Here is a 16,797-nt window from a genome sequence, read left to right as displayed (position 1 = left end):
TGCGCCGGAAAAGCGCGCGGTTCATCGAAAATCCTACCATCAGAGCGACCAGATTCCCACTTTAGCTCTCGGCGTACTGCGCCTCACATTGGCGCGGGTCGAGCGGGGCCGAAAGAGCTAAACCAGATAGGGCTTGCGGGCAACCTTAACCGCATCCGGCCAGCGAGTTCCTTCGGCTCTATACAAACCACCGCACGGCATGCCCGTTGCACCGCAAAGCCGAAAGCGCACGGACGCGCCTCATTGCAATGTCAGGATCACGCGATACATGCGCATCACTATTACGAAGAAAGCCGACAAGAGTAAGCCTGAGTTAGCTTAAAAGGCTATCGATCGGGGTCGAATATGAGCGCCATAGACCAGACGCAGAACTTTAAGGCTGATTTCGGTCTCGTCTTTCGTTCGTCCGCGATATTTGCACTTTTCGAAGATGTTGACGTTACGCTTTGCATTCTCAATTACTGGAAAATAAAGAATTCGCTAGATGTTAGCCTGGTCGCTACTTCTCGCTCTACGAAGGGCGAAGTGGTCGCGCGCGAGTTATTGGAATTTCGAGGCGACATCATCGATTATCGGCCGCCCATTAAAGACGGTTCGGTCGAAATCGAAGCATTCGGTAACCGCAACCTGCGAATACCTTATGCGGCCGTGATGGCGCTGTACCGTACTAGCCATTCCATTAGCATGGTCCATTCCTACGCTCGCAATCACTCATGGTCCGAACTGGAAAACGATTATGCTATTCTCGATGCGAGGGAGGCCTGCATCGGCCTTCGCGCAGCCGAAGCTGTCGAAACACGGGTTTATTTTCACAATGGAGCGGTGCCGATAGGTCCTCAAAAGGGGACGGTAATCATCACTAATGCAGCAGGGGAGGAACTGCATCGCCAGATCGAGATGGCTTCGATCCAGCCCTTCGAAACCGTCTGCTTTCGCCTGGCGGAGCTAGTGCCAGACTTCCGCCGGCACCTCGGCCATGATGACGGCTGGTGCGCTTTTCATTTCGAGAACCATTCCGCCTTTCCCCGCATGCTCGTCCGCTGGCATGACGCTCGAAGCGGCGAAATGCAGGTCACACACAGCAATTTCGACTACAGCGAACACCAGACCAACATGCTTTCAGCGGATACGGATGCTGTGATCATGGCGGCTCCCGGTCTTGAGCGGGAGGTCGGTCATTCCGAGATCGTCGTTTATCCGCGGTGCACGCGAGGTCGCTATTCCATCCGGACTCGCGATGGCGTCGTCGAAACAGCCGGTGGGGCGGTTTTGCAAATGGAAGCGGCTCACTCGGGTTGCATGACAATCGAAAGAGAAGATGGCCCAATGCCATCCCGCCTTGTCACCGCGATCCGAGGTGCCGCCCCAGGTCAGCAGGTGCCCTTCGAGTGCTCCGTCGGGATCATTCACAGCGAGCGCCCGCCCAAGCGGTTTCATTGGGCGATGGTTTCGGGCGAATTCGCCTCCGCCGTGATTCTGCAGGAGTGCTCTAGGCTTTACGGGGATCCGGGGCGTGTCGACCTCGTGTTCAATCTATATGGCCAGGGTGGCGAAAATGCCTCGCAAACTTTGGCGTTTGAGTGCTTGGAAGACGTTCCCGCCGAGCTGCTGCTCCATGAAATCTTTCCGGACGCCGCCCGCGTTCTTGACAACAAACTAGGATACGTAACGATGTTTTGTGAATGGGGCGGCTTTCTCATGCTGACCTCAATGAAGTTCCAACACACTCTGACACTGGAACACGCCTTCTAGCATGCCCTCGGTCGGCGGGCGGCCACATTGTCTTTTTGGATCCGCCCGCTAGAGCCCGGCACGATCTCACACCACGGGTATCAACGTCATGCGCAAGGTTCTCATCACCGGAACCGCCGGGTTCATCGGGTTCCACCTCGCGCAGCTGCTGCTCGATGAGGGTTTCGCGGTCGTCGGGTTCGACGGCATGACCGACTACTACGATGTGCGGATCAAGGAGCGACGGCACCAGATGCTGTTGCAGAACCAGCATTTCTCCGCGCACATCGGCATGCTCGAGGACTTCGGCACGCTCCAAGACCTGATGCTGGCCGAGCAACCCGACGTGATCGTCCACCTCGCCGCGCAGGCTGGGGTGCGCTACAGCCTCGAAAATCCGCGCGCGTATATCGATGCGAACATCGTCGGCACTTTCAACGTGATGGAGTGCGCCCGCGAGCTAGAGGTCGAGCACCTGCTGATGGCCTCAACCAGCAGCGTCTACGGCGCGAATGAAGACATGCCGTTCGACGAACTCGAACGGGTCGAGACCCAGATGACGCTCTACGCCGCGACCAAGAAGGCCAACGAGTCGATGGGCCACAGCTACGCGCACTTGTGGAACCTGCCGACGACCTTGTTCCGCTTCTTTACGGTCTACGGGCCGTGGGGGCGCCCCGACATGGCCTTGTTCAAGTTCACCAAGGGTATTCTGAACGGCGAGCCGATCGACATCTACAACAACGGCGAGATGTATCGCGATTTCACCTATGTGACCGACCTCGTGCGCGCGATCCGCTTGTTGATCGATACGCCGCCGACGCGGCCCGACAAACCAGACGAAATCGAACCCGGCGACAGCCTGAGCCCGGTCGCACCGTTCCGCGTGGTCAACATCGGCAACAGCGACAAGATCCGGCTGCTCGATTTCATCGAGGCGATCGAGGCGGAGTGCGGCCGCGAAGCGGTGCGCAACTACCTGCCGATGCAGAAAGGAGACGTGCCCGCCACCTGGGCCAACGCCGATTTGCTCAAACGGCTGACCGGCTATCGTCCCAAGACCGATTACCGCGAAGGAATCCGGCGCTTTGTCGCCTGGTACCGCGAGTATTACCGGGTCTAGCTGGCGAGCCGCATTTCCGATGGCGGTGACCATTCCGTTGCGTCGGGCCAGATACCCCGGGTGTCGTAGATCGCGGCTGCACTGCGCTCCTGCAGGGGGATCGCGCGAAATACGTCGTGGTCGACCAGTGCGACGAGCACCCCGCATGTCTCGAGTGCTGTGTCGATATCGACCAGCCGGGCGCCGGTGGCGTCGAACTCCATTGGCAAGGCAGTCGCGTAGGGCTCGACGATCCGCACCCGCTCTCCGAACTTTCGTGCAAGGCTGGCGGCAACGAAGCGCGCCGGGCTTTCGCGGAAGTCATCGATGTTGGCTTTGAAGGCGAGGCCGAGGCAGGCTACCGGAACCCCCGGGTTGGCCTCGACCAGAGCCGTCGCCCGCGCGAGCACGTGGTGCATCTTGGCGTCGTTGACCTCGCGCGCGGTGCGGATGATTCGCGCCTCTTGCGGTGCGCCATGGACGATGAACCAGGGGTCGACCGCGATGCAGTGTCCGCCCACCCCCGGACCGGGCTGGAGAACGTTGACCCGCGGGTGGCGGTTGGCGAGGCGGATGACCTCCCACACGTCGAGACCCATGCGGTCGGCGATCATCGACAGCTCGTTGGCAAAGGCGATGTTGACGTCGCGGTAGGCATTTTCGACCAGCTTGGTCATCTCGGCGCTGCGCGCGTCGGTGGTGACGCAGGTGCCGCGGACGAACAGCTTGTAGAACGCCAGCGCCTTGCGCGCGCAGCGCGGGGTGATCCCGCCGATCGAGCGATCGTTGTGGGTCAGTTCCTCGAGGATGCGCCCTGGCAACACCCGTTCCGGACAGTAGGCGATCGCTACGTCAGGCGTCCCGTCTGTCAGGCCCGGCATCGCCAGATCAGGCCGCAAGGCCGAGAGGCGGTCGCGGAGGATCTCGGTCGTCCCCACCGGCGAGGTCGACTCCAGGATAACGACGTCGCCTTTCTTGAGCACCGCTGCAACGCTGGTCGCCGCCGCTATGACGTAGCTGACGTCGGGCGTGTGGTTGCCATCCTTTTCGAACGGCGTCGGGACGGCGATCACGAAGACGTCGGCCGGAACGATCTCGGTCGATGCCACCAGCATGCCCCGTTGGACCACCCCTTGGACAAGGCCGTCGAGGTCAACCTCCTCGATGTGGATTTCGCCGCGATTGATCGTGTCCACCACCGCTTGCGACAGGTCGACCCCGGTCACCCGGCAGTTCGCCCGCGCGATCACGGCCGCTGTGGGCAGCCCGATGTAGCCGAGCCCGATCACGCATACTTCCGGTTTGCTTTCGCCGCGCATGTTATTCCCGCAATTGGATTTCGCGGCAGGCTAGCCCGGTGGGGTAAACATAGCGGTAACGATGCGCCGTCAGGCTGCCAGCAGCTCGACAATCCGCTGCGTGGCCTTGCCGTCGCCGAACGGATTGTGCGCGCGCGCCATCGCTTCGTAGGCGAGTGGCTCATCGAGTAGCCGCTCGGCTTCGGTAACGATGCGGTCGGCATCGGTGCCGACCAGCCTGGCGGTACCGGCTTCGACGCCTTCCGGCCGTTCGGTGGTCTCGCGCATGACCAGCACCGGCTTGGCCAGCGCAGGCGCCTCTTCCTGCACCCCGCCGCTGTCGGTCAGCATCAGCGTCGAGATGTCGAGCAGCCGCGCGAAGTGCGGATAGTCGAGCGGTTCGATCAGCGCGACGTTGTGGAGGCCGGCGAGCCGGTCGTTCATTATCGCGCGGACGTTGGGGTTGAGGTGAACGGGGAAGATGACCGCGACATCCGCTCGCCTGGCCAAACGGATGACCGCATCGGCGATCGCCTCCATGCCCTCGCCGAAGTTTTCTCGCCGATGGCTGGTGAGACCGATGATCCGCTTGCCCGCGAACCGTGCCTCGAGTTCGGAGAGACCGCCAGCCAACGCCGGTTCGCGGGCGATCCGTTCGGTCACCCAGTGGAGCGCATCGATCACGGTGTTGCCGGTGACGTGGATCGTGGCGGGGTCCACGTTCTCGCCCCGAAGCGCAGCCGCGGCCGTTTCGGTCGGGGCGAAGTGCAGCTTGGCGAGGGCGCCCACGATCTTGCGATTGACCTCTTCCGGCCAAGGGTGATGGATATTGCCGCTGCGCAGGCCCGCTTCGACGTGGGCGACGGGAATCTTGCGATAGTAAGCCGCCAGGGCACCGGCCATCGCGGTCGCGGTGTCGCCCTGGACGACCACCCAGTCGGGTTGCTCGCTATCGAGCACGCGGCCGATCCCGGTGAGGAGGTTCGCCGTCAGCAAATCCAGCGTCTGGTCCGGCTGCATCAGGTTGAGATCGTGATCTTGAACGATCCCCGCGATCTCCAGCACCTGATCGAGCATGCCCCGGTGCTGTCCCGACACGCAGACCCGGCTCTCGAAGCGCGGGTCCGCACCGAGCGCGTGCACCAGCGGAAACAGCTTGATCGCTTCCGGACGCGTGCCGAAGACGGTGAGAACTTTGCGCGGCCGCCCCATGGCGCCGGGCCCTATCGCAAAACGATTAAGGGCGCGCTACTGGCCCTGCGGCGGCTGCATGATCGGCGGGGCATCGCCGGGAGCCTTGGGCGCCTCACCGGGAAGCGGGCCTTCACTCTCGCGTTTCAGGCGGTCCATGTATTCCTTCTCGATCTGCTCGACCCGCGACTGGGTCTCGGCCGCGTCGGCATCGATCGTCGATAGGCGCTCGGCGCGCGCGGCGGCTATCAATTCCGAGAAGCGCACGTCCGCGCCCTCGCGCTTGTCGGCGTAGAAGGCGTTAATCAATTGCTGGGTGCATCCAGTGAAGCCCCCTGCGCCAGCGGTCGAACAGGACATCGTGCCGGACTGCCCGACGAGATCGAGGCGCTCCACCCGCCGGGCCCAGGCCATGTTCGCCGGGTCCTCGCTGAAGCGCAGCGCTTCGGGGATGCGGTAGCGGTCGTTCTCCGGCAGCCGGGCGACGACCAGAATCTCGTCGCCCTGCACCGGCGGCGCGGCATCTTCGCCATAAAGAATGACCATCCGCACCTTGTCGCCGCCGGCGTCCTGCGCGGCGAGGGGAGTTGCCAGAACGGCAAGGACGATGAGCGGAAGAGCAGCCAGGCGGAGCATCGAATTCATCCTTCTCGTGACATTTCACAGTCGGCCACAGTGGCACTGAATGCGCAATGAAGCGCTCGATGGCATGCACATGAAGCGCTTCAATCGCGCGCCAGGTTCCTCAAATGCGCTCCGCCAGGCGGATCGCCACCCGGCAACCGAGCCGAATCGCGCCGGACAGCAAAGGATAAGCCGGAGCACGCTCGGCGCCCGCGGCAAGAGCGGCATCGCGGTGATCACGCTCGTCGTCGCGGAATTCGGCGATCAGCGCGGTAAGCTCGGGGTCGGTGCCTGACTTCTCCAGTTCGTCGAGCTGCGCCGAGTAATGGCGGTCGATCTCCTCCTCGACGGCGGCGGTGCAAGCCATCGCCGCTTCGGGACCGATCAGCGCGGTGGCCGCCCCGAGGGCATATCCGGCGACCGACCAGATCGGCTGCAGCGCGGTCGGGCGCACGCCGCGTTCCGCCATCAAACGGTCGAACTGTTCGCGGTGACGGCGCTCGGCCTCGGCCATGCCGGCGATTTCCCCCGAGTGCGGCGCGCGGTCGCCCATGACCGCAAGCTGCCCGGCATAGATACGCTGCGCGCCGTACTCGCCAGCCTGGTCGACGCGGATCATCCGCTCGGTGTCGGGCTTCACGGCTTGCGCCCCAGCAGCGCCAGGATGAAAATTCCGGCGGCGGTCGAGATCAGGAAGTTCCACCCCGCCAGCGAGATGCCCGCAAGGCTCCACTGCACTTCGTCGCAGCGCACCAGCGGGGCGTTCATGATCGCCTCGAGCGGATCGCCGCCCCCGGTATCGAGCGTGCTGCAGGCGGTGAGCCCTTCCCACCAGCCGTACTCCACGCCCGCGTGGAATGCGCCGATCGCCCCTGAAACCAGGATCGCCACCGCTGCCAGCGCGATCCACAGCCGCTTGGGCTGGGCGATCGTCGAGACCAGCGCGAGGCCGACCGCCGCGAAGTGCGGCCAGCGTTGCCACCAGCACATTTCGCACGGGTAGAGATCGAACCCGTACTCTCCGATATAGGCGCCGGCGAGCAACAGCGCCGGGACGCCGAGCGCCAGCCGCTGCGCCAGTCTGTCGGAGGCCGACATCGTGCTCAGTTGCGGCGGGCCATCGCGTTGGGCGAGGTACGCCGCAGCGTTTCCAGCGCGTAGTTGAGCTGGAAGTCGTCGATGCCCTTGGCCTTCAATTGCTCGGCGGTGAGCTGGAAGCGCGGATCGTCCTTGCGATCCTTTTCGAGGTCTTCGTCTTTGAGCGCCGCCTCGTTGACGAGGTGGCCGCGCAGATCCGATTCGCGCAGGCGGAACTTCTCGCGCTTGGCGAGGTCGGGATCGCTGAGCTGCGGCACCTGGATGTCGGGATCGATTCCCCCCTCCTGGACCGAGTGGCCCGCGGGAGTGAAGTACCGCGCGGTAGTTAACTTGAGCGCGGCGGTCTGGCCCAGCGGCAGCAGCGTCTGCACGCTACCCTTGCCGAAGCTGCGCTCTCCCATCACGAGCGCGCGGCGCTGGTCCTGCAAGGCGCCGGCGACGATCTCGCTGGCCGAGGCGGAACCGGCGTCAATCAGCACGATCACCGGCACGCCCTTGGCCATGTCGCCCTTGAACACGCTCTCCGCGTCGTAGACCAGCGATTCGCCGCGGGCGCGGCCGCGCTGGGATACGATCTGGCCCTTCTCGAGGAACAGGTCGCTCAATGCCACCGCCTCGTCCAGCGAGCCGCCGGGGTTCTGCCGCAAGTCGAGCACCAGCCCGTTGACCCGTCCGCCGGCGTCGCGGCGGATGGCCTGCCAGGCGGCGAACACGTCGGAGCCGACGTCGCGGCTGAACTCGTTCACCGAGATGTAGCCGATACCGCCCGGCTTGAGCTCGTGGGTAACGGGCTCGAGCTCGATCACCCCGCGGGTCACCGTGACGTCGAACGGCTCTTCCCGGCCACTGCGGAAGATGGTCAGCCGAATGCTCGAGCCCGAGGGCCCGCGCATCTTGGCGACCGCATCGTCGAGCTCGCCGCCATAGACCAACTGGCCGTCGAGGTGAGTGATGTAGTCGCCCGCCTTGATGCCCATCTTGTCCGCCGGGCTGCCCTTGAACGGGCTGATCACCTTGACCGCGCCGTCCTCCATCACGACCGACAGGCCGAGACCGGAATAATTGCCGTCGATCATCGTTTCCAGGCGCTGGAGATCGCCGCCGTCAAGGTAAGCGGAATGAGGATCGAGGCTTGCCAGCATGCCGTCGATCGCGCCGCGGATCAGCTTGTCGTCGTCAACCGGTTCGACATAGCTCGCCTTGATCCGCTGGTAGACCGCGAACAGGCGGGCAAACTCTGGACCGGCGCGGCCATCGACCTGCGCGAGCCCCGCCGTCGTGGCGGGTATCAGCGCGATCGCGCTGACCAGCGCGGCGGAGCGGACAAGTGAGGCGAACTTCATAATCGTATTCCTCGCAAGGCTTCCGGGCGTTCTATCGCGCGGCGGCCGTTAACGCCAGATGAGGCGTGCGGAGCCGTGTCGCAATGGCTCAGCGCGCAAAGTCGACCGGGTTGACCGGCACGCCCGCTCGCCGCAATTCGAATCCGACCAACGGCCGACCCACACCGGCGACGCCCAGCGGAGCCCCGCTGACCAGCTCGGCGCCGACTTCGGTATCGGTGCGGGCAAGCCCGGTCACGAGGCTGGTGTAGCCGCCGGGGTGCTCGATGATGACAATCCGGTCGAACCCGCGGAAAGGCCCGGCGAACGCGACGCGGCCCGCCGCCGGCGCTACGACTTGCGCGCCTGCCGCCGGGGCGAGCGTAATGCCGCTGGAACGCAAGCCGTCGTCGACTCGCCCGAATCCGGCCGCGATGCGCCCGGCCACCGGAAGCTGCACCGAGATGGCCCTCGCGGACCGCTCGTCCGGCGGCGGGGCTTCGATCACCTGGCTCGCCCCGGGCCGCGGAGGGCGGAGCAAAGGGCCTGGGAGCGCGGCCAGTTGGGCGCGCAGCGAACCCGCCGCGTCGAGCCGGGCCATCAGGCCGTTGAGATCGCGCGCCTCCTCTGCAAGCGCGAGCGCGCGCTCCGCCTCGCGGGCCGCGGCGCCCCCAGCCTGGCGCGACGCCAGCCGCTGCTTCGATTCGAGCGCGGCAAGGCGGCGGCGGCGCTCCGCCAGTTCGCGCTCGCCGCCCCGGAGCGAAGCGAGCGCCGCCCGCGCTTCGGCCTCGATCGCGCTTGCCCGCGAAAGCTCGCTTCTCAAAGCCGCAGTTCGGCTGCGCACTTCGGGCAACGTCGCCTCGAGCACCGCCCGCAAATACACCGTCTCGCGCAAGGAACCGGGGCGCAGCACCGAGAGCGCCAGCGGGCGGCGGGCGAGCTTCTGCAGTCCCGCGGTGAGCTGGACGAGCGGCGCGCGCCGCTCGGCGAGGCGGCGGTCCAGCCGCGCGCGCTCCTGCCGCGTCAGCGTGAGCCGGGCCTGTGCCGCGGCGATGCCCGCTTCCGATTGCTGAATCCGGGCCGCCAGCGCCGCGGATTCGCGCGCTGTCTTCTCGGCGGCTCGCTCGGTAGTGCGCGCCTGCACTTCGAGACGGCCCGCGCGCAAGCCGGCCGCACGCGCCTCGTGGCGAGCTCGCGCGAGTGCAGCCTGCGTCTGCGCGGCTTCCGCACCTCTTGCTCCATCGGCACCGGCGGGCCCCAATTGCGCGACGGCACCCGCCGTGGCCAGCAGGACAAGCAATGCCGAAAGGCCGAACGCGGTTCGCACGTGCGCTACTTAGAACGATCAGCCGCTGCGATGATAGGGATGTCCGGCAAGAATGGTCGTCGCGCGGTAGATCTGCTCGAGCAGCATCGCGCGGGCCAGCAGATGCGGCCAGGTCATTGCCCCCATCGCCAGCAGCAGGTCGGCACCCTCGCGCTCGCCGGCGGAATGGCCGTCGGCGGCGCCGAGCACGAACCTCGTTTCGCGCACGCCCTCGTCGCGCCATTTGCCGAGGATGGCAGCGAATTGCTCTGAATCGAGCTGCCGGCCGCGCTCGTCGATCAGCACGGTCCGGATCGGCAGCACCGGCTCGGGCGCCTTGCCGCCCACTTCGGGCAACTCGCTGAGCTTGAACGGCCAGGTAAGCCGCTTTTCGTAGCGGGCGACCAGCTCAGCCTCGGGCGAGCGGCCGATCTTGCCGCGCGCTATGACGTGAAGGAGCATGCCCCGCTCGCGGGTCAGGCAGTGCCGGTCGAGGCCAGCTTATCGTCCCCAAACCCCCACATGCGCTCGAGATTGTAGAAGCTGCGCACTTCGGGGCGGAACAGGTGGACCACGACGTCACCTGCGTCGATCAGCACCCAGTCGGCGGCCGGCAGGCCTTCGACCCGCGCCGATCCGAACCCTTCGGCCTTGACCTTCTCGGCAAGTTTCTGCGCCATCGCCGCGACCTGGCGGGTCGAGCGCCCTGAAGCGATCACCATGTGATCGGCGATCGAGCTTTTGCCGGCCAGGGGAATCGAGACGACGTCCTGCGCCTGGTCGTCATCGAGCTGCGCCATGACGAGCGCGTGAAGCTCGTCGGCGGTTCTAGCGGGGCGCGCCACGGCGCCTCCGGTGGAGCCGGCCTTGGCCGGCAAGGGTTGCGCCTGATGCATAGGCGGGTGTGATGCTCCTGTGATGATGGGCGAACGGCACGAAAGGACCAACGCGTATCATCCCCGGAGAGTTTCCTCCCGGCCGGTGAAGCGGTGGATGGATGCGCCATGGAGTGTTGCGGCCGAAACACGGTCGTACCGGCGAGTTGCCGATGGCGATCTGCAGTCGGTCCGCGTCAGCACGAGGGGCCGAGACACTCCGTTCGCCCGCGTCGGGTTGAGCCATCGGCGAGAGCGGGCGCTCCACCGAAGTACCGCCGCGGGACCCCGCACCGGCGACCGCATCATAACCTGCGGCAACGCGCGCCGCAATGCACGTTAAAGCACCGTTGCCGCAAGTTGCTCACGCTGCGATAGGGCAAGCGAAAGCCCCGGGGGCCGGGCTGCATCTGAGAGGTGTTTTTCCCTTGCGCAAAGGCATCATCCTCGCCGGCGGGTCGGGCACGCGGCTCTATCCGCTGACCAAAGCGGTCTCGAAGCAATTGATGCCGGTCTACGACAAGCCGATGATCCATTACCCATTATCGGTGCTGATCATGAGCGGCATCCGCGAGGTGCTCGTCATCACCACGCCGCACGACCAACCCGCGTTCGAAACGCTCTTAGGTGACGGCAGCGATCTCGGAATGGCGATCTCTTACGCCGTCCAGCCAGAGCCCGGGGGCCTGGCGCAAGCCTATCACATCGGCGCCGGTTTCGTCGGCAGCGACCCCTCGACACTGATCCTGGGCGACAACATCTTTTATGGCCACGGTCTGACAGAGATGCTGTCCCGAGCCGCGGCGCGGGCAGACGGGGCGACAGTCTTCGGCTATCACGTCGACAACCCCGAAGCATACGGGGTGGTGTCATTCGATGCCGACGGACGTGCCGGAACGATCGAGGAAAAGCCGGAAAAGCCCCGGTCTAACTATGCGGTTACCGGCCTGTATTTCTACGACGGGCGCGCTGCGGAACTCGCCGCCGGTCTGGCCCGCTCGGCGCGCGGGGAATACGAGATTACGGATCTCAATCGGCGCTATCTGGACGAGGGCGCGCTCGACGTCGAAATCATGGGCCGGGGGTTCGCCTGGCTCGACACCGGCACTCACGCTTCGCTGATCGACGCCGCGAACTACGTTCGCATCACTGAACAGCGGCAGGGTCTGAAGATCTGCTGTCCGGAAGAACTGGCGTGGCGGATGGGCTTCATCGACGATGCCGGGCTAGAGCGGATCGCCGGGCCGTTGCGCAAGTCGGGCTACGGCGAATATCTGCTCAAACTGCTCGACCGGGGCGACCGATGGAGGTGACTCCCACCCCGCTGACGGGCGCGGCGGTGATCGAGCCACGCGTGTACGGCGATGAGCGCGGGTTCTTCCTCGAAAGCTGGAATGCGGAGGCGTTCATGGACGCCGGCCTGCCCTCGGCGTTCGTGCAGGACAATCACTCGCGGTCGATGAAGGGCGTCCTGCGCGGTTTGCATTTCCAGAACCCCGGCGCGCAGGGCAAGCTGGTGCGGGTCGTGTCGGGCGGGGTGTTCGACGTGATCGTCGATCTCCGGCGCGCGTCGTCGACATTCGGACAATGGTACGGGATCGAACTGACGGCAGCCAACAAGCGCATGCTGTGGGTGCCCGAAGGGTTCGCCCACGGCTTCCTGACACTCGTTGATGCCACCGACGTCCTCTACAAGTGCACCGCGCACTACGCGCCGCAGTCCGAGCACTCGCTGGCGTGGGACGACCCCGAGGTGGGCATCGTCTGGCCACTCGATGGCGCGCCCGTGCTCTCCGCCAAGGATGCCGCCGGCCAGCCGCTCGCCGCCGTGCCCGCGTTCGGCTGATGGCGGGTCTGCTCGTCACCGGGGGCGCGGGCTTCATCGGCGCCAACTTCGTTCGCCACTGGCACGAACGGCACCCGCAGGAGACGATCACGGTGCTCGACCTGCTGACATATGCGGGCAACCCTGAGAATATCGGGGGTTTGGAGGGGGTCGAGCTCGTGGTCGGGGACATCGGCGATACGGCCCTGGTCGAGAAGCTGCTCGCCGATCGGGCGATCGACATGCTCGTCCACTTCGCGGCCGAAAGCCACGTCGACCGGTCGATCGACGGGCCGGATGCATTCATCGCCACCAACGTCGTCGGCACCCACAGCCTGTTGAAGGCCGCGCGCACGGTCTGGCTAGACAGCGGAAGCGGGCGCCCGCACCGGTTCCACCATGTCTCGACCGACGAAGTCTACGGCTCGCTGGGACCCGACGAGCCGCCCTTCCGCGAGACCACCCCCTACGCGCCCAACTCGCCCTATTCCGCGTCGAAGGCGGGCTCGGACCACCTCGTGCGCGCCTATCACCATACGTACGGGCTGCAGACGACCACGAGCAACTGTTCGAACAACTACGGCCCCTACCAATTTCCCGAAAAGCTCATCCCGCTGTTCCTCCTCAACGCGCTGCACGGGCGCCCCCTGCCCATCTACGGCGACGGCATGAACGTGCGCGACTGGCTGCACGTCGGCGACCATTGCGAGGGGATTGAGGCGGCGCTCGCCAAGGGGCGGCCGGGCGAGACCTACAATATCGGCGGGGGATGCGAGCTTCCCAACCTGACCGTAGTCGAGCGCATCTGCGCAAGCGTCGACGCCGCCTTTACCGTCGACCCCGCCCTGGCCGAGAGGTTTCCCGCTGCGCCAGCAGCTAACGGCCAGCCTACCGCGGTCCTCAAGACTTTCGTGCCCGACCGGGCGGGCCACGACCGCCGCTACGCGATCGACGAAAGCAAGGCGCGCGCCGAACTGGGCTATGCGCCGGGGCACAGCTTCGACGACGGCCTGGCCCAAACACTCGACTGGTACCTCGCCCACGAAGACTGGTGGCGCCCGCTCCTCAATCGATGAGGCGGCGGGTGAGGCCATCGCGCGGCCGGGCGGTGACGTAGCGTGAGGCCCACCCTGGATCGGCTTCTCGCAGCGCGGTCGAGGAAACCGGGTCGGGATCGAAGCGCAGCCAGACCAGCAGCGGGAGTCCGGCCCCCTGGCGGAGGGCAGCCGAAGCGCTTCGATAACGCCGCAGCCACGCCATGGCGGGGCTTGTCAGCGCCGCCCCTTCGTAGCCGGGTCGGGCTAACACCGCGATCGGCACGGTGCGGGCGATGCCGCGCCAGTCGCGCCAGCGGTGAAATTGCGCGAGGTTGTCGGCCCCCATCAGCCAGACGAACCGGCGGCGCGGGTAGCGCTGGATCAGCGCCCGCAGCGTGTCGATGGTGTAGCGCGTATCGAGCTCCCGCTCGATCGCGGTGACCCGGATCGGCGCGCGCCGCGCCGCCGCCTTGGCCGAGGCCGTCCGCTGGCGAACCGTGGCCATGCCTTGCTGTGGCTTCAGCGGATTGCCCGGCGAGACCAGCCACCACACCTCGTCGAGGCCGAGCGCGCGCATCGCCGCCAGGCTGATCTGGCGGTGGCCGTGGTGCGCGGGATTGAAGCTGCCTCCGAGAAGGCCGGTGAGCTTCATCCCGCTTTGGGAGTCCGCCGCGGCGAGACTTTCTCCCCCCGATAGCCGCCCTGGAAGCCGAGCATCCAGCCCGGGTATTCGCGCGGCAAGCGGCTCAGCTTGTCGAGCTCGTCCAGCTCGCCTTGCGCGAATTCGACTTCGCACGCGCCGATGTTGTCGGCGAGCTGCTCGGCGCGCTTGGCGCCGACGATCACCGTCGACACGACCGGCTGGTGGAGCAGCCAGGCGAGCGCAACTTGCGCCACCGTGGCCCCCTTCGCGTCACCGATGCGCTTCATGGCATCGATGAGATCATAGGCGCGGTTCATTTCGACAGGCGGGAAGTCGAACGCCGCCCGGCGGCCCTCGCCCTGGCTGCGGTCGTCGTCGCCGCGGGTGTACTTCCCGCTGAGAAGTCCGCCCGCCAGCGGGGACCAGACCATCAGACCGACGCCTTCCGACAGCAGCATCGGGACCACCTCGCGCTCGAGGTCGCGCCCCGCGACGGTGTAGTAGGCCTGCAGCGAAGCGAACTTCTCGAGCCCCAGCCGCTCGCTCGTCCCGAGCGCCTTCATGATCTGCCACGCCGCCCAGTTGGAAACGCCGATGTAGCGCGCCCGACCGCTGCGCACGATATCGTCGAGCGCGCGCAGCGCTTCCTCGATCGGGGTCTGCGAATCCCATCCGTGGATCTGGTAAAGGTCGACATGGTCGAGCCCCAGGCGTTCGAGGCTGGCATCGATCTGGTGCATCAGGTGATAGCGGCTGACCCCGGCATCGTTCGGACCTTCGCCCATCGCGCCCATCGCCTTGGTCGCGATCACCACGTCCGAGCGGGCGAGGCCGAGGTTCTTTAGCGCCTGGCCGACGAACCTTTCGGACTGGCCGCGGGTATAGACGTTGGCGGTGTCGATGAAGTTGATCCCGGCATCGAACGCTTGCTTGACCATCGCGGTCGAGGCGTCCTGGTCCATGCCGGCGACGTTGGCGAAACGGCCGGAATCGGTGCCGAAGGTCATCGCCCCGAGGCACAGTTCGGATACGATCAGGCCGGTCGAGCCGAGACGGTTATAGCGCATGGGAATCTCCTGTCGGGCTAGCGGCGGTGGCCTTGCATGGCACACCAAAGGCAGTGCGAAATTGGGTGACCTTGCAGGCCGCCGAGGGCTCGTAAAACATTGTTTCCGGTGCGCAATTCATCCCGATTGGCGGCGCTGCGCGTGGCCGAACTTGCGACCTTGGCCGGGCGCCACGGCCGGATGCGAAAGCGGGAAGCGAACGGTTCATTCCGGGCCATCCATGCCGCAAAGCGAAGACGTAGGAAAACGAAACCTCAGCCGCGTACCTGCCCCGTACCGCGCACGAGCCACTTGTACGTCGTCAGACCTTCGAGCGCCACTGGTCCGCGCGCGTGCAGGCGCCCGGTGGCGATGCCGATCTCCGCGCCCAGCCCGAACTCGCCCCCATCGGCAAACTGGCTCGAGGCGTTGTGCATCACGATCGCCGAATCGACCTCGGCGAGGAAGCGCTCGGCGACCGCCGTGTCCTCGGTGACGATCGCATCTGTGTGGTGCGAGCCGTGCGCGGCGATGTGCGCCATCGCCTCGTCCGGCCCATCGACCACGGCGACCGACAACATGGCGTCAAGGTACTCGGTGTCCCAGTCGTCGGCGCTCGCGGCGACGACGCGCGGATCGACCGCTTGGGCGCGGGCATCCCCGCGCACTTCGCAGCCAGCGTCGATCAGGTCGACTAGCAGCGCCGGCGTCTCCGGGAAGGCGGCGTCGACCAGCAGGGTCTCCATCGCCCCGCAGATGCCCGTCCGGCGCATTTTGGCGTCGAGCGCGATCGCACGCGCCTTGGCGGGGTCCGCCGCGGTATGGACGTAAGTGTGGTTGAGCCCGTCGAGGTGGGCGAGGACGGGTACCCGCGCATCGGCCTGGACCCGCGCCACCAACCCCTTGCCGCCGCGGGGCACGATCATGTCGATCAGGCCAGCTGCGCTTAGCATCGCGCCGACTGCCGCGCGGTCCTGGGTCGGCACCAGTTGCACGGCCTGGGCCGGCACGCCTGCCGTCGCCAGCCCGCGCACGAACGCCGCATGGATCGCGCGGTTCGAGTGGACCGCCTCGCTCCCGCCGCGCAGCAGCGCCGCGTTGCCCGCGCGCACGCACAACGCGGCGGCGTCGGCGGTGACGTTGGGCCGGCTCTCGTAGACGATGCCGATCAGGCCGATGGGAATGCGCACGCGTTCGAGCACCATGCCGTTGGGCCGGGTATCGCGGGCGATGATCTCGCCCACGGGGCTGGGGAGCGACGCCACCGCTTCCACCGCCTCGGCGATGCCGGACAGCCGCTGCGCATCGAGATGCAAGCGATCGAGCATGGCGGGCGTCAGGCCTGACGCTTCGCCGGCCACCATGTCCTGCGCGTTCGCGGCCAAAATCGCGGCTTCGTCGGCACGCAGTTCGGCGGCGGCAGCGCGCAGGGCGCTCGCCCGGATGGGGTCGTCCAACCGCGCCAGCGCGGCTTGCGCCGCACGGCCGGCGCGGGCGAGCCCTTCGACGAGCGCCCTTGGATCTGGAGAGAGTCCTGCATCGGCCATGACGCTCGAGCTAGCAGGCAGGCCGCGTACTGTCAGGCATCGATTCATTGGGGCGGCCAAACACCGATTGGCCCGCTAGGTTCCCGCAAGGATTCAAAAATTTGACTAAAATGAACGTTTCGCCGCACGACTCACCCGACTCGCCCCGAGTC

General features: G+C 66.1%; 17 protein-coding genes. 5 read left to right on the top strand and 12 right to left on the bottom strand.

The genetic code is table 11. The features are described from left to right. Positions 1–345: 345 nt before the first annotated feature. Positions 346–1,752, top strand: coding sequence for a hypothetical protein (locus ACWPM1_RS01735; RefSeq protein ID WP_455693119.1), 1,407 nt, complete (start codon positions 346–348; stop codon positions 1,750–1,752). 88 nt (positions 1,753–1,840) lie between these two features. Further along, positions 1,841–2,854 carry an NAD-dependent epimerase/dehydratase family protein gene (locus ACWPM1_RS01730; protein ID WP_455693118.1) on the top strand — a complete coding sequence of 338 codons (1,014 nt, stop codon included), beginning with the start codon at positions 1,841–1,843 and terminating at the stop codon, positions 2,852–2,854. On the opposite strand, the gene wecC is transcribed toward ACWPM1_RS01730, so the two are convergent. The 9 genes from wecC to rsfS all read right to left on the bottom strand — a co-directional run bounded on the left by wecC (position 2,851) and on the right by rsfS (position 10,568). Next, a complete protein-coding gene (wecC, locus tag ACWPM1_RS01725; RefSeq protein ID WP_455693117.1) occupies positions 2,851–4,152 on the bottom strand; it encodes a UDP-N-acetyl-D-mannosamine dehydrogenase in 1,302 nt (433 codons plus the stop codon). The two genes, ACWPM1_RS01730 and wecC, sit on opposite strands and share 4 nt — an antisense overlap. Positions 4,153–4,221: 69 nt before the next feature. Continuing rightward, positions 4,222–5,343: a non-hydrolyzing UDP-N-acetylglucosamine 2-epimerase gene (wecB, locus tag ACWPM1_RS01720; RefSeq protein ID WP_455693116.1), complete on the bottom strand. Its 1,122-nt coding sequence runs from the start codon at positions 5,341–5,343 to the stop codon at positions 4,222–4,224. Positions 5,344–5,379: 36 nt separating this feature from the next. Further along, positions 5,380–5,958 (bottom strand): hypothetical protein, encoded by a 579-nt coding sequence (locus ACWPM1_RS01715; protein WP_455693115.1) that lies wholly within the window; start codon positions 5,956–5,958, stop codon positions 5,380–5,382. A 109-nt stretch (positions 5,959–6,067) separates the two neighbouring features. Beyond that, the gene (locus tag ACWPM1_RS01710; protein WP_455695102.1) at positions 6,068–6,565 is read right to left on the bottom strand and encodes a demethoxyubiquinone hydroxylase family protein; all 498 of its coding nucleotides are present in this window, start codon (positions 6,563–6,565) and stop codon (positions 6,068–6,070) included. A 17-nt stretch (positions 6,566–6,582) separates the two neighbouring features. Then, positions 6,583–7,044: a disulfide bond formation protein B gene (locus ACWPM1_RS01705; RefSeq protein WP_455693114.1), complete on the bottom strand. Its 462-nt coding sequence runs from the start codon at positions 7,042–7,044 to the stop codon at positions 6,583–6,585. Positions 7,045–7,049: 5 nt separating this feature from the next. Next, a complete protein-coding gene (locus ACWPM1_RS01700; RefSeq protein ID WP_455693113.1) occupies positions 7,050–8,387 on the bottom strand; it encodes a S41 family peptidase in 1,338 nt (445 codons plus the stop codon). A gap of 88 nt (positions 8,388–8,475) precedes the next feature. Further along, complete coding sequence (locus ACWPM1_RS01695) at positions 8,476–9,693, bottom strand: murein hydrolase activator EnvC family protein (protein ID WP_455693112.1); 1,218 nt, start codon at positions 9,691–9,693, stop codon at positions 8,476–8,478. A gap of 18 nt (positions 9,694–9,711) precedes the next feature. After that, entirely contained in the window at positions 9,712–10,134 is a 423-nt protein-coding gene (locus tag ACWPM1_RS01690; RefSeq protein ID WP_455693111.1) for a 23S rRNA (pseudouridine(1915)-N(3))-methyltransferase RlmH, read from the bottom strand. A 14-nt stretch (positions 10,135–10,148) separates the two neighbouring features. After that, positions 10,149–10,568, bottom strand: a complete 420-nt coding sequence (gene rsfS / locus ACWPM1_RS01685) for a ribosome silencing factor (RefSeq protein WP_455693110.1) — start codon at positions 10,566–10,568, stop codon at positions 10,149–10,151. Positions 10,569–10,975: 407 nt separating this feature from the next. Here rsfS and rfbA point away from each other — a divergent pair, with 407 nt between their 5' ends. The 3 genes from rfbA to rfbB are packed head-to-tail and all read left to right on the top strand — an operon-like array spanning position 10,976 to position 13,448. Beyond that, a complete protein-coding gene (gene rfbA / locus ACWPM1_RS01680; RefSeq protein WP_455693109.1) occupies positions 10,976–11,860 on the top strand; it encodes a glucose-1-phosphate thymidylyltransferase RfbA in 885 nt (294 codons plus the stop codon). Continuing rightward, the gene (rfbC, locus tag ACWPM1_RS01675) at positions 11,851–12,393 is read left to right on the top strand and encodes a dTDP-4-dehydrorhamnose 3,5-epimerase (RefSeq protein ID WP_455693108.1); all 543 of its coding nucleotides are present in this window, start codon (positions 11,851–11,853) and stop codon (positions 12,391–12,393) included. The genes rfbA and rfbC overlap by 10 nt, the downstream gene beginning before the upstream one ends. Next, positions 12,393–13,448, top strand: coding sequence for a dTDP-glucose 4,6-dehydratase (gene rfbB / locus ACWPM1_RS01670; protein WP_455693107.1), 1,056 nt, complete (start codon positions 12,393–12,395; stop codon positions 13,446–13,448). The genes rfbC and rfbB overlap by 1 nt, the downstream gene beginning before the upstream one ends. On the opposite strand, the gene ACWPM1_RS01665 is transcribed toward rfbB, so the two are convergent. The 3 genes from ACWPM1_RS01665 to ACWPM1_RS01655 all read right to left on the bottom strand — a co-directional run bounded on the left by ACWPM1_RS01665 (position 13,438) and on the right by ACWPM1_RS01655 (position 16,645). Beyond that, a complete protein-coding gene (locus tag ACWPM1_RS01665; RefSeq protein ID WP_455693106.1) occupies positions 13,438–14,061 on the bottom strand; it encodes a nicotinate-nucleotide adenylyltransferase in 624 nt (207 codons plus the stop codon). The genes rfbB and ACWPM1_RS01665 overlap by 11 nt on opposite strands. Beyond that, entirely contained in the window at positions 14,058–15,119 is a 1,062-nt protein-coding gene (locus ACWPM1_RS01660; protein ID WP_455693105.1) for an aldo/keto reductase, read from the bottom strand. Before ACWPM1_RS01660 ends, ACWPM1_RS01665 begins: the two co-directional genes overlap by 4 nt. A gap of 254 nt (positions 15,120–15,373) precedes the next feature. Beyond that, on the bottom strand, positions 15,374–16,645 hold the full coding sequence (locus ACWPM1_RS01655) for a glutamate-5-semialdehyde dehydrogenase (protein WP_455693104.1): 1,272 nt from the start codon (positions 16,643–16,645) through the stop codon (positions 15,374–15,376). Positions 16,646–16,797: the final 152 nt, after the last annotated feature.

Source organism: Tsuneonella sp. HG249, assembly GCF_053819205.1.
This window is presented reverse-complemented; position numbering and strand designations above follow the sequence as displayed.